13 protein-coding genes and 2 pseudogenes are annotated in these 12,907 nt (G+C 63.7%); all 15 read left to right on the top strand.

Annotated features, from left to right (window positions below; genetic code table 11):
• Window positions 1-14: 14 nt before the first annotated feature.
• Complete coding sequence (locus IVB48_RS32570) at window positions 15-458, top strand: hydrogenase accessory protein (protein ID WP_247406703.1); 444 nt, start codon at window positions 15-17, stop codon at window positions 456-458.
• On the top strand, window positions 455-1,318 hold the full coding sequence (locus IVB48_RS32565) for a hydrogenase expression/formation protein (protein WP_247406569.1): 864 nt from the start codon (window positions 455-457) through the stop codon (window positions 1,316-1,318). The genes IVB48_RS32570 and IVB48_RS32565 overlap by 4 nt, the downstream gene beginning before the upstream one ends.
• On the top strand, window positions 1,315-1,524 hold the full coding sequence (locus tag IVB48_RS32560) for a rubredoxin (protein ID WP_247406566.1): 210 nt from the start codon (window positions 1,315-1,317) through the stop codon (window positions 1,522-1,524). The genes IVB48_RS32565 and IVB48_RS32560 overlap by 4 nt, the downstream gene beginning before the upstream one ends.
• On the top strand, window positions 1,521-2,036 hold the full coding sequence (gene hybE, locus IVB48_RS32555; protein WP_247350417.1) for a [NiFe]-hydrogenase assembly chaperone HybE: 516 nt from the start codon (window positions 1,521-1,523) through the stop codon (window positions 2,034-2,036). The genes IVB48_RS32560 and hybE overlap by 4 nt, the downstream gene beginning before the upstream one ends.
• Window positions 2,033-3,127, top strand: coding sequence for a nickel-dependent hydrogenase large subunit (locus IVB48_RS32550; RefSeq protein ID WP_247406563.1), 1,095 nt, complete (start codon window positions 2,033-2,035; stop codon window positions 3,125-3,127). The genes hybE and IVB48_RS32550 overlap by 4 nt, the downstream gene beginning before the upstream one ends.
• Window positions 3,120-3,461, top strand: a complete 342-nt coding sequence (gene hypA / locus IVB48_RS32545) for a hydrogenase maturation nickel metallochaperone HypA (RefSeq protein WP_247406560.1) — start codon at window positions 3,120-3,122, stop codon at window positions 3,459-3,461. The genes IVB48_RS32550 and hypA overlap by 8 nt, the downstream gene beginning before the upstream one ends.
• A complete protein-coding gene (gene hypB / locus IVB48_RS32540) occupies window positions 3,461-4,351 on the top strand; it encodes a hydrogenase nickel incorporation protein HypB (RefSeq protein ID WP_247350423.1) in 891 nt (296 codons plus the stop codon). The genes hypA and hypB overlap by 1 nt, the downstream gene beginning before the upstream one ends.
• Complete coding sequence (hypF, locus tag IVB48_RS32535; protein ID WP_247406555.1) at window positions 4,348-6,603, top strand: carbamoyltransferase HypF; 2,256 nt, start codon at window positions 4,348-4,350, stop codon at window positions 6,601-6,603. The genes hypB and hypF overlap by 4 nt, the downstream gene beginning before the upstream one ends.
• A complete protein-coding gene (locus IVB48_RS32530; protein ID WP_247282131.1) occupies window positions 6,603-6,839 on the top strand; it encodes a HypC/HybG/HupF family hydrogenase formation chaperone in 237 nt (78 codons plus the stop codon). The genes hypF and IVB48_RS32530 overlap by 1 nt, the downstream gene beginning before the upstream one ends.
• The gene (hypD, locus tag IVB48_RS32525) at window positions 6,836-7,978 is read left to right on the top strand and encodes a hydrogenase formation protein HypD (protein ID WP_247406552.1); all 1,143 of its coding nucleotides are present in this window, start codon (window positions 6,836-6,838) and stop codon (window positions 7,976-7,978) included. Before IVB48_RS32530 ends, hypD begins: the two co-directional genes overlap by 4 nt.
• Window positions 7,975-9,015 carry a hydrogenase expression/formation protein HypE gene (gene hypE, locus IVB48_RS32520; protein WP_247406549.1) on the top strand — a complete coding sequence of 347 codons (1,041 nt, stop codon included), beginning with the start codon at window positions 7,975-7,977 and terminating at the stop codon, window positions 9,013-9,015. The genes hypD and hypE overlap by 4 nt, the downstream gene beginning before the upstream one ends.
• A 309-nt stretch (window positions 9,016-9,324) precedes the next feature.
• Window positions 9,325-9,969 carry a hypothetical protein gene (locus IVB48_RS32515; RefSeq protein ID WP_247406546.1) on the top strand — a complete coding sequence of 215 codons (645 nt, stop codon included), beginning with the start codon at window positions 9,325-9,327 and terminating at the stop codon, window positions 9,967-9,969.
• Window positions 9,970-9,993: 24 nt separating this feature from the next.
• Window positions 9,994-10,653: an enoyl-CoA hydratase/isomerase family protein gene (locus IVB48_RS32510; protein ID WP_247406543.1), complete on the top strand. Its 660-nt coding sequence runs from the start codon at window positions 9,994-9,996 to the stop codon at window positions 10,651-10,653.
• A gap of 17 nt (window positions 10,654-10,670) precedes the next feature.
• Window positions 10,671-11,695: pseudogene (locus tag IVB48_RS32505) on the top strand (8-amino-7-oxononanoate synthase); the annotation flags it as partial.
• Between the two features lie 412 nt (window positions 11,696-12,107).
• Window positions 12,108-12,736: pseudogene (gene bioD / locus IVB48_RS32500) on the top strand (dethiobiotin synthase); the annotation flags it as partial.
• Window positions 12,737-12,907 lie beyond the last annotated feature (171 nt).

Genomic DNA, 12,907 nt, shown 5'->3' with positions numbered 1-12,907 from the left:
TCAGGGGAGGTCTGATGAAACTACAGCAGGGAAGGCAGGATCTGGCGCTGCGTGGCTTGCCCAAGGTGGATGCTACGACGGTCGATCGTTTTCTGAATACGACCGACGAGGCCCGCGCCATCGCCGTGTTGCTGTCCGCGGGAGACCCCGCGCGTTTTCCGGAGGCGATCGATGTCGCGGTCGTGCTGCCGGAGCTGATCGAGGCATTCAAGGGTCGGTTGCGTGCCGCGGTGATCGCCCGCCGTGCCGAGAGCGAACTCGGTGACCGTTTTGGCGTGCGCGTGCAGCCGACGCTGATCTTCGTCGCCAACGGCGAGACACTCGGGCTGATCGCGAAGATCCAGGACTGGTCAATCTATCTCGACCGCATCACCAAGCTGATCGACCGTCCGCGCGGCACGAGCGCAGTTGTCATGACTACCATCGTTCCACAGCACCGCCGAGGTGTCGAACTATGAAAGCTGGTTTCTGGACTGCGCCCGAGGGCGCGGAGCAGCCGATCAACGTGTTTCCGATCGGCGATGAGAGCCTGAACGCGACGGGCGGCAGCCTGACCGCGGCCGGTGCCTTGGCCAAGCTTGCCACGCTCGACAGCGCGGAACTCGCCAGGATGTGCCCGAACGCCATCGAGCTGTTGTCGAAGGTGGCCGCAGCGATCGCGAGCCAGAAGGCCGACATGCCGACGCAACTGTTCCGGCTTGGCAATCTCAACGATCTCGAGCGCAAGCTGATTGCCGACGTGGTGGGCGAGGGCGAAGTGGCCGCCGTGGTTGAGCTGCCCGATGGATCGTTGGCGCAGATCCGGGAATCTGTGCTGGCCGGGATCTGGCGCGTGCGGCTCGAGAGCGACGCCAATCACGAATATCTCGAGGTCGGGCCGATCCCGGAGATCGTGAAGCGCGCCGCTGCCGATCTCACGGCTGCGGATTTTGAGATCGGGCAGGCCCCCGAAGGGGCCATGAACGTGCTGCCGGTGCTTGCGGAAATCCGCGAGCGGGCGCTCGCATGGCGGCCGGGCATCCGCTCGCAGATCATCAATTTCACGCTGCTGCCGATGAGCCCGATCGACATGAGTTTTCTCCAGGACACGATCAAGCACGGGCCGATCCAACTGCTTTCTCGCGGCTACGGTACCTGCCGGGTGCTCTCCACGGGCATCCGCAATGTCTGGTCGGTGCAGTTCTTCAACGCCATGGACACCGTCATCCTCGATACGCTGGAGGTCGGCGGCGTGCCCACGGTGGCGATTGCGGCTGACGAGGACTTCGAGGACTCGGCTGAGCGGCTTCAGGAGATCATCGAGGCCTATTTCAAATGAGCGGGTTCGAGAATTTTGGGGTGCGCCAGGACGTCGCCGATGTCACGCGGCTGGAATGCGGCATCTGCTGGACGGTCTATGACCCTACGGATGGCGACGGGGTGGCACAGATCGCGCCTGGCACTCCGTTCGCGGCGTTGCCGAAAGACTGGCGCTGCCCGAACTGCGACTCTCCAAAATCCAAGTTCATGGCGCTCGAGTCATGACGGCTGATGCGCAAATTCGTGCCCGCGACGCCAACGCCGAAGCGTGGGGCGAGCTCTTGGCAGGAAGCTACCGGGAGATCGGCGAGCGCGCGGTGCGCGATCTGCCGATCTACAACAACGCGCTCGGCGTCGAAGCTGTCGGTTTCCGCTGGTTCAACGGCACGACCATCGGCGTCATGGTCACGCCCTGGTTCATGAACGTGGTGATCCCGGCGAGCGCGATCGCGCGGGATACTTCGGGCCCGAGCCTGCGAATGCGCTTCCCTGCGGGTGATCTCGAATTCACTGTCAGCGAGGTCGGACAAATGGGCCGGATCGCGAGCTGCTCGCTGTTCTCGCCGATGTTCCAGTTTGCGGACATAGTCGCCGCGCGGGCGACGGCCAAAGCGACCTTCGCCGAGCTGATGCTGCCGGCCAACAGCGAGGAGGCGGTCCGTTGCCGCGAGCCCGCAACAAGCCCGATCGACCGGCGTAACTTCCTGCGCGGTGTTCTGACGGAGCGGTGTGGATGAGCCTAGCCTTCCGGAACGAGATCGACATCACGGTGTGGCTCGCCGGCGGCACGATCGCCGACGTCGCGATCCGGCCGCGCAGCCGGCCGCCGTTGACGCGCTTGTTCGCGGGAAAGCTGGCCTCGTCACTGCCGTCGGTGCTGCCGCGTCTGTTCTCCCTGTGCTCGATGGCGCATCAGGTAGCTTTCCTGTCCGCGGTCGAGGCGGCGCGGGGCGAGGATGCCGGTCTCCAGATCGAGCGCGGTCGCCTCGTCGTTGTCGTCGCCGAACGCCTGACCGAATTGTTACGCGGCCTGTTCGTTGGCCGTCTCACGCTTGACGGCGCCGGCGCCGCAGCGGTTCGTGCCATGATGGAGGCCACGGCCGTTCTGGGTGGCAGCATCGCAGAGCGCGGGGAGGCGGTCTCGCGCCGCGAGGCGGTGGCGAAGATCAGGGCATCGCTCACCGCGCTCGGGATCGCGAGCGAGGAGCAAACCCCCGGGGCCGGCAGCGCGCTGGCGGTACATCTTGCGAATTTCGATGGCGATGCCTTGCTGCCGCCGGTCATCGAACAGTCATTCCTGTCGGCAGCCGACGATCTCGAAATCGTCATGCGGCTGCTCGCCGATGGCGCGATATTCTCCGATGCGCCTGATCTCCATGGCCGGATTCCGGAGACCGGCGTCTGGGCGCGGCGGGTTAGGCGCGAGCCGATCCTGCCGCCGGGCGCGGGGCCCGCCGAGCGTCTGAAGGCGCGGATCGCGGAAGTGGCGCGGCTCTGCGGCTTCCTCGAGGCGGACGATGGGACAGTCGAGGACGGTGTCCTCCAGAGCTACCGGCTGGGGACCGGCAGAGGCGCGGGTGCCGTCGAATGCGCGCGGGGCCGGCTCTATCATGCCGTCGAGCTCGACGATGAAGACCGCATCCTCCGCTTCGAATTCTTGGCGCCGACGGAGTGGAATTTCCATGCCCGCGGGCCGTTGGTTCGTAGCCTCCAGGGCTCCGTTCTCGCCGGGGGCCGGCAGGGGCTGGATGCGGTCCGCGCGCTCGTCGGCTCGTTCGATCCATGCGTCGGCTTCAGCCTCAGCTTCCGCGAGATCGGCCATGCATGAGATGGCGCTGTGCCAGGGAATCGTCGAGATTATCCAGGAGGAGTTGCGCAAGCGCGCCTTCGCTAGGGTGAACGTCGTGTGCCTGGAGATCGGCGCGCTCAGCCATGCTGCGCCTGAGGCGATGAAGTTCTGCTTCGAGGTCGCCGCCGCGCGCACCATTGCGCAAGGAGCAAGGCTCGAGATCGTCGAGACGCCGGGAGCGGCCTGGTGCGTGGCCTGCTCCAAAGGCGTCGAGATCAAGCAGCGCTATGAGCCGTGTCCGTCCTGCGGCAGCTATCAATTGCAGGTGACCGACGGCGAAGACATGCGCGTGAGGGAACTGGAGGTCGACTGATGTGCACGGTATGTGGTTGCCGCGATGCCAAAGCGTCCACAGAACACACCCATGATCATTCCCATGATCGTTCCCATGGGTACGATCATTCGCATCATCATGGGCACAGCGACGACCATCACCATCATCATGATCACGCGCCCGGCGATGGCGGACTGGTCGATTGCAGCGCCAACCCGGCTGGCCAGCAGATCGCCGGCATGAGCAGCGACCGCATCATCCAAGTCGAGCGTGACATTCTCGGCAAGAACAATCGGCTTGCCGCCGACAACCGCGCGCGCTTCCGCACCGACGACCTGCTCGTCTTCAACCTGGTCTCGAGCCCCGGCGCCGGAAAAACCTCGCTTCTGGTTCGCGCCGTGTCCGAGCTGAAGGACAGCTTTCCCATCGGCGTGATCGAAGGCGATCAACAGACCTCCAACGATGCCGAACGGATTCGCTCGACCGGCGTGCCGGCGATCCAGGTCAATACCGGCAAGGGCTGCCATCTCGATGCCGCCATGGTCGGCGCAGCCTATGACCGCTTGCCCTCGCTTAACGGCGGCATCCTCTTCATCGAGAACGTCGGTAATCTCGTCTGTCCCGCGGCGTTCGATCTCGGCGAGGCCTGCAAGATCGTGGTGTTCTCGACCACGGAAGGCGAGGACAAGCCGCTGAAATATCCGGACATGTTCGCCGCCTCCTCTCTGATGCTGATCAACAAGATCGATCTTGCGCCCGTACTCGACTTCGATCTTGCAAGGACGATCGAATATGCGCGCCGGGTCAGTCCGAAGATCGAGGTTTTGACGGTGTCGGCGTGCACCGGTGAGGGTTTTGCGGCATTCTATGCCTGGATTCGCAAGCGAGTTGCACAGATGAAGCCGACCGAGATGGCGGTGTCGGGATGAGCATGAGCGGCGAGGCCATGGCGCGAGACCGAAGGCGGCTGCGCCTGCATGTGCGCGGCGCCGTGCAGGGCGTGGGCTTTCGTCCGTACGTCTACGGCCTCGCCGCGCGCTATCGGCTCGGCGGCTTCGTTGCCAATGATCCCGATGGCGTGGTGATCGAGGTCGAGGGCGACCGCGCCGCGGATTTTGTCCATGCGCTCCCGCTGGAAAAACCGCCACTGGCTCGGATAGACGAGATCTCCATGCAACCGGTCGGCATCACCGAAAGCGACGAGTTCCACATCCGCGCCAGTGAGCAGGGCAAGGTCTCGACCCGGATCGCCGCCGATGCCGCCACCTGTCCGCAGTGTCTGAGCGAGCTGTTTGATCCGGCGAGCCGCTTCCATCTCTATCCTTTCGTCAACTGCACCCATTGCGGCCCGCGCTACACCATCGCCGAGCGGCTGCCCTATGACCGCGGTACCACCGCGATGAGGCGCTTCGCGATGTGCACGGCCTGCGCAGCAGACTATGCCGATCCGGCGAGCCGTCGCTTCCACGCCGAAGCAATTGCCTGCCCGCGATGTGGGCCAAGGATCAGTCATGGTACCAAACAGATCGCCACTGCGATCGCCGACGGGAGGATCGTCGCGATCAAGGGGCTCGGCGGATATCAATTGCTCTGCAATGCCCGTGAAGATGCGGCCGTGTGGCGTCTGCGGCACCGGAAGCATCGCAACCAGAAGCCGTTCGCCGTCATGGTCGGCTCGGCGGATGTGGTCGGCGAGATCGCTGAAATCGATGCGGTCGCGCTCGCGCTGCTGGAATCCTCGCCGCGGCCGATCGTGCTGATGAGATCCCGCAATATGCTCGCGCCCGGGATAGCGCCGGAGCTGTCGCGGATCGGGGTCATGCTGCCCGTCGCGCCGCTGCATCATCTGGTGCTGAAGGCGCTCAATTCGGGGCATCCGCGAGCGGACGGCGCAAGTTGGGCGATCGTGGCAACCAGCGCCAATCCTGGCGGCGAGCCGCTGGTGATCGTCAATGACGAGGCCAAACGGCGGCTTGCCGGCATCGCCGACCTGATCGTCACGCATGACCGCGATATCGTCGCCCGCGCGGACGACTCTGTCGTGTCGGTAGTCGCGGGGCGGGCGCAGTTCATCCGCCGCGCACGCGGCTATATTCCAGAGCCGATTAGGCTCGCGAAGTCGGTCCCGCCGGTGCTTGCGGTCGGCGGCGCGCTGAAGTCGACGGTCACCGTCATCCGCGGCAACGAAGCCTTCGTCTCCCAGCACATCGGCGATCTCGACACCGCGGAAGGCATTCGCTTTTTCGAGGAGACGGTGGATCACCTGCTCTCGACGCTGGACATCGAGCCGGTCGTCATCGCCCACGACCTGCATCCGAACATGGCTTCGACCCGTTTCGCCGAAGCCAGCGGGAGGCGGCTGATCGCGGTCCAGCATCACCATGCCCATGCGGCATCCGTGATGGCGGAACATGGCGTCGCGGGGAGGGCGTTGGCGCTGGTGCTCGACGGCTTCGGCTATGGCAGCGACGGTGGCAATTGGGGCGGCGAGTTGCTCGCGTGCGATGGTGCACGCTTCCGGCGAATCGGACATCTGGCCCCGATGAAGATGCCGGGTGGCGATCGCGCGACGCGCGAGCCGTGGCGCATGGCCGCGAGCGTGCTGCATGCCTTGCGGCGCGGCGACACGATTGCGAAGCGCTTTGCGATGCAGCCGCAGGCTGCGCGTCTCTGCGCTATGCTCGACCAGCCCGGCGTGGCGACGACGACCAGCGCCGGCCGGCTGTTTGACGCGGCGGCGGGCCTGCTTGGTGTCTGTCCGGTGCAGAGTTACGAGGGCGAAGCCGCAATGAAGCTGGAAGCGTGTGTCCGCACACCGCGCGTCGCCGAGGACGGCTGGACGATCGAGAGTGGCGTGCTGTCTCTTTTCCCCTTGCTCGAGCGCCTTGCGGTCGATCCGGTCGCTGGGGCCGAGCTCTTCCATGGCACCTTCGCCGCCGCCTGCATCGACTGGATCGCGCGCGCGGCACTGGAGACCAGCGTCACGACTGTCATCCTGAGCGGTGGCTGCTTCCTGAACGCGATCCTCGCAGACGAGATCGCGCGCGGCTGCGTCGCCGCCGGGCTCTCGCCGTTGCTGCCTCGCCAGGTGCCGTCCAATGATGGCGGCCTCAGCCTCGGGCAGGCCTGGGTCGCCGCGCTCCAACTCCTCGAACAGCAAGGCCTGGAGGGAAACGCCTGATGTGTCTCGCGATACCTGCTGAGGTCACAAAGCTCCTGCCCGACGACATGGCCGTCGTCTCGATCGATGGTGTCAGCAAGGAGATCTCGGTGGCGCTGATCGAAAACCTCGCCGTCGGCGACTACGTGATCATCCATGTGGGCTACGCCCTGACCAAGATCAATGCGCAGGAGGCGCAGCGGACGCTGGAGCTGTTGCGTGAAATCGGCGCCGAAAGCCGGGAGGCCGCGCAATGAAATATGCCGACGAGTTTCGCGACAAGGAGATCGCGGTGGGATTGGGGAAGGCGATTCGCTCGGAGGCCGATCCGGAAAAATCCTATCGTTTCATGGAATTTTGCGGCGGCCACACGCATGCAATCTCCCGCTACGGGCTGGAGGACATGCTGCCGAAGAACGTGCGGATGATCCACGGCCCCGGCTGCCCTGTCTGCGTCTTGCCAGCGGGACGCATCGACATGGCAATCCGGCTCGCCGAACGGCCGGACGTGATCCTTTGCATCTACGGCGACCTGATGCGGGTGCCGGGCTCGCAGGGTGCCTCGCTGCTGAAGGCCAAGGCGCGCGGCGCCGACGTCCGTATGGTTTATTCCACGATTGATGCAATCCGTGTTGCGGAAGAAATTCCCGGCCGCGCGGTCGTGTTCTTCGCCATCGGCTTCGAGACCACGACGCCGCCGACCGCCGTGATGATCCGGCTCGCCGAGAAGAAGCAGCTCAAGAACGTCAGCGTGTTCTGCAATCATGTGCTGACGCCGCCGGCGATGCAGAACATCCTGGAAAGCCCCGATATCCGCAATATCGGCCCCGTCGAGATCGACGGCTTCGTCGGGCCGGCCCATGTCTCGACCATCATCGGCACCGAGCCTTACGAGTTCTTTGCCGAAGAATTCGGCAGGCCGGTGGTGATCGCGGGCTTCGAGCCGCTTGACATGATGCAGGCGATCTTGATGCTGGTGCGGCAGGTCAACGAGCACCGACATGAGGTGGAGAACCAATATAGCCGCGCAGTGACCCGTGACGGCAATCTGCGCGCCAAGGAGGAGGTCTCCGACATCTTCGAGCTGCGTGACCAGTTCGAGTGGCGCGGTCTCGGCCTAGTGCCTTATAGCGGGCTCAAGCTGAAGCGGGCCTACGACAAATACGACGCCGAGGTCCGCTTCGACATGAACGAGCTTCGGGTTGCCGACAATCCGGCCTGTGAATGCGGCGCCATCCTGCGCGGCGTGAAGAAGCCGGTTGACTGCAAGCTGTTCGGCACGGTGTGCACGCCGGAGGCGCCGATGGGGTCCTGCATGGTCTCGTCCGAGGGTGCATGTGCGGCACACTGGACCTACGGCCGCTTCCGCGATCATCAGCAACGGCGGGCCTCATGAAAGCCCATCAGCGCAAGCTCGAGATAAAGAACGGCTGCGTCGACCTGTCCCACGGATCCGGTGGCCGCGCGATGTCGCAACTGATCTCGGGCCTGTTCCACGAGGCCTTCGGCAATGAATGGCTGGCGTGCGGCAACGACCAGTCTGCGTTCGATGTCGGCGCCGGGCGCATGGTGATGACGACCGACGGCTATGTGGTCTCGCCGCTGTTCTTTCCGGGCGGCAATATCGGCTCGCTCGCCGTGCATGGCACGGTCAACGACATCGCCATGGCCGGCGCGCGGCCCCTCTATCTCTCGGCGAGCTTTATCATCGAGGAAGGTTTTCGTTTCTCCGACCTGAAGATGATTGCGGATTCCATGGGCGAAGCCGCGCGAGCCGCGGGCGTCTACATCATCACCGGTGACACGAAGGTCGTCGAGCGCGGCAAGGCCGACGGCCTGTTCATCTCGACCGCCGGGATCGGTGTCGTGCCCGCCGGGCTCGACCTCTCTGCCGGGAATGCCCGCGTCGGCGATCGTGTCCTGATTTCTGGAACGCTCGGGGATCACGGCGTCGCCATCATGTCCAAACGCCAGAACCTCGCTTTTGAGACCGAGATCGTCTCGGATTCTGCTTCGTTGCATGATTTCGTCGCGAGCATGCTGGCGGCCGGCGGCGAGGGCATCCGTTTGATGCGCGATCCCACCCGCGGTGGGCTCGCCGCGACGCTGAACGAGATCGCCCAGCAGTCCGGCCTCGGCTTCCAACTTCAGGAGGCGGCGATCCCGGTGAAGCCCGGTGTTGCTGCGGCTTGCGAACTGCTCGGGCTTGATCCGCTCTACGTCGCCAACAAAGGGAAGCTGGCAGCGATCGTGGCGCCCGAGGTTGCAGCAGCCGTGCTTGCGGCGATGCGGATGCATCCGCTCGGCCGTGATGCCGCCGAGATCGGCGAGGCCGTGGCAGACGACCACCATTTCGTGCAGATGGCGACGAGCTTTGGCGGCGGAAGGATCGTCGACTGGCTATCGGGCGAACAATTACCCCGGATCTGTTGAGGCTCAGGATGCGCATTCTGCTTTTGTCGCATTCCTTCAACAACTTGACGCAGCGGCTGCATGTCGAACTCTGCGAGCGTGGCCATGAGGTCTCCGTCGAGCTCGACATCCATCCCGACGTGACCCGCGAAAGCGTTGCGCTGTATCGGCCCGACCTCGTTATCGCGCCGTTCTTGAAACGGGCGATCCCGGACGATGTCTGGCGTGGCGTGCGTTGCCTTATCGTGCACCCCGGCCCGCCCGGTGACCGCCGTCCTGCGGCTCTCGACTGGGCCATTCTCGAGGGGCGTCGCGGAGTGAAGTGTCACGGTGCTGCAGGCGGATGGCGAATTCACCGCCGGTCCAATCTGGGTCCATCGCACGTTCCGGATGCGGCGTGCCGCGAAGTCCAGCATCTACCGCAACGAGGTCACCCCCTACGCGGTGGAGGCGGTGCTCGAGGCCATTGCCGCGATCGAGGCCGGGCACGAGGCGCCCGCGCCAATGGCGAGCGACGATCCGCGCATTCGCGTGCGGGGGCCCTGCCCGCAAGCGGATCGCGCGATCGGCTGGCAACACGACACAACCGTCGAGGTGCTTCGCAATATCGACAGCGCCGACGGCATGCCCGGCCTGACCGACAGTCTGTTCTGGCAGCACGTCCGGCTGTTCGATGCGCATGAGGCCCATGACATCTCCAGCGTACCCGGCACCGTGGTGGCGCAGTGCGACGGCGCGCTGGGCCACCGCCGACGGCGCGGTCTGGATCGGCCACGTCGGAGTGTCGCGCCGAAGAGCTTGAAACTTGCGGCGGCGAAGATCTTCGCGTCGGAAGCCGCGCATCTGCCGCACAGGCCAGGATGCGGCTACGGTCCGATCGAATATCGCGAGTATTGCGAGGTTGGCGAGCTGCAATTCCACTTCTACAACGGCGCTATGAGCTCCGACAACTGCAAGGCACTGCTCAACGCTTGAACCGCGCTTGCGCGCGCAACCAAGGTGCTGCTGCTGACCGGCGGCCGTGATTATTGGTCGAACGGCATTCATCTTGCCGAGATCGAGCCCGCCGACAGCGCAGCGGATGAGTCCTGGCGCAACATCAACGCCATCGACGATTTTGCGCGGGCCATCATCGAGACCACCGATCGGCTGGTTGTTTCCGTCGTTCGCGGCAATGCCGGCGCAGGCGGTGTGTTCCTCAGCCTCGCCGCCGACGAGGTCTGGGCCAGCGATCGGATCGTGCTCAATCCGCATTACAAGGACATGGGCAATCTCTACGGTTGGGAATACTGGACTTATCTTCTGCCGCGCCGCGCGGGTGCCGCGAATGCGGCCATGATCACTCAATGCCGGCTGCCGATGGGCGTGGCTGAGGCCGGTCGCCTCGGCATCGTCGATCGCGTGCTGACGGCCAGGGGCGCTGCAACGGACGATCTCGTGAGGCTCGCCGCCGCGCTTGCATCGGATCCCGACTATGCCGCGCGCCTCGTCGACAAGCGAAGGCGCCGCGCCGCCGACGAAGCCGCTCGAGCCGTACCGCAACGAGGAGCTGCGCCGCATGCGGCTCAACTTCTACGGCTTCGATCCAAGCTACCACGTGGCGCGTTACAATTTCATTCACAAGGCCCCGAAGTCGCGTACGCCGCTGACCATCGCTAATCACCGGTCGCGGCGTGAGCGCGAACGATGATCCCGCGCTCGCGAGCGCGCCGCGTATGAATCTGACCGCGCTCGAGGCTGGCACGCCGATCGGAGCCGGCGCGTCGGCCTTCTGCGCGGCAATTCCGAGGAGCACGAACGTCTCCAAGCAGAAGCTGTCAGTTTTTTTTGAGCAAGAACGGCACTCTTTTGGCGTCGGTTATGTCGCAAATTTTGCTCACATGACAACGCTGTCCCAGCGGGACAATTTACTTATCCTGGATTTCCTGGTGCACGCAAATCTTCATTTAGGCACGCGTGCCGGTTCGGGTCCGAGTTTCAATAAGCCTCCATAACGATTCTTGCTTGGTCGAAAACACAGCGCGACTGGCGGGCCAACAGCGGAATAGGCCGCGCCTGGATCGTGGTCGAAAGTCTCTATAGCATGGATGGCGATTTCGCGCCGCTCGAAGAACCTTATCGCAATCGCGGCCCGACCCGATGCATTCCTGATCGTGGATGAGGCGCATACAGGCGTCTACGGCGAGCAAGGGCGGGAGCTAACCGCGCCTTGTGAGGGGCGCGAAAATCTTCCGGTCGTTCACACCTGTGGCAAGGCGCTCGGTGCCGCCGGCGCGCTTGTCACTGCATCCGGCGTGCTGCGCAGTTTAACGGTCAATCGCTGTCGTCCTTTCATCTTCGCCGCCGCACCCTCGTCCTTGTCATCGCCGTGCGGGCAGCGCTGTCGATCCTGCAGGAGGAGTCCGAGCGTCAGCAGCATCTGGCCAAGCTCGTCACATTTGCGCATCGGCAGATGCGTAAACGTGGCTGGCAAAGTCCTTCGGGCTCGCAGATTGTGCCCTGTATCGTTGGCGACATGCGCGCGCAATGCGGCTTGCCTCTGCACTGCAGGCTCGAGGCTTTGATATCCGTCGATCCGGCCGCCAACGGTGCCGGTTGGCACGCTCGTCTATGAATTTCACTGACGCTCAACGTCGCCGAGGAGGATGTGCTTGCAATGCTTGATGCTCTAAGCGAGGAGACGACAAATGAGGCTCAATGAGCCAGCAGATCTGTTGACCGTTACGGATACCAAAGTCCGAAGATCGGTTTTTTCCGCAATGTCGGTCGATCTCATGCGCGCGAAATTGCAAACCTATTCAGCCTGGCCGCGAAGGAGAGACCAGCGAGCTCGTCGCACGGCTGGGCGATCCCCAGCTTTGATCGTTCCAAACCTCAGATCGCCTCGCGTGCTTTGCTTGAGGAAGCTCGAGATCCGTCTCGCATGAAAAGCTTTGTATTCGACTGATCGGGCGCCGCAATTCGGCAACAAGCGGCCAACAATTGGGTAAATTGGGCTCATAGCTCAGGCAATAAAGAGCGCGAATTTAGATACTATCCGTCGATTAGGGTGGAGCAAAATGACAGCATTCGCTGCTCGATGCGCTCACTGAGAAGACGAGAGGAGGCGCTCGATGAGCCAGCAGATCGTGGTGACCGGTACGGGTACTGGAATCAGAAAAACCGTGTTTTCCGCGGGGCTCGCCAATCTCCTCGGCGCCAACTACTGGAAGCCAATTCAGGCCGGTCTCGAAGGAGAGACCGATGCTCAGATCGTCGCGCGACTGGGCGGTCTGTCGGCCGATCGCATCGTACCGGAGCGTTACCGCCTGACAACGCCTGCTTCGCCCAACCATTCCGCGGAACTTGACGGAGTTCGCATCGACGCGGATTCGCTCAATGTGCCAGATACTGCGGAGCGGCCGCTCGTGGTCGAGGGCGCCGGCGGGCTAATGGTGCCGCTGAGTGGCAGTACACTCTACATTGATGTCTTTCAGCGATGGCGGCTACCAGTCGTTCTCTGTGCGAGCACAGCGCTTGGCACAATCAATCACACACTGCTCTCGATAGAGGCACTGCGAAGGCGCGAGATCTGCATTCTTGGGATTGCCTTCATTGGCGAAAAAATGCTGAGGCGCAGATTGCTATTCGCGAGATTGGGCGGGCGCGTTGGCTCGGGCGATTGCCCTGGCTTTCTTCCCTAACCATGGACACGCTGCAGACAGCGTTCAAAGCGTCATTCCGCTGCGATGATTTCATACACTACCGTGCCGAGCATCTGTTTGCGCTCGATCAGGCACTCGCCCTTTACGACGCCTATCGCGAGAAGGCATCTGCCTGCGATGTCCGGATCGAAGCTGTGTTGAAGGAACTCAGCACCCACAGGGGTCGTGATCATGGATCAGCACCGCCAGTCTCGCGGCGTCGGAACAGA

It is taken from the genome of Bradyrhizobium sp. 76, from assembly GCF_023073025.1.
Classification (GTDB): domain Bacteria; phylum Pseudomonadota; class Alphaproteobacteria; order Rhizobiales; family Xanthobacteraceae; genus Bradyrhizobium.
This window is presented reverse-complemented; position numbering and strand designations above follow the sequence as displayed.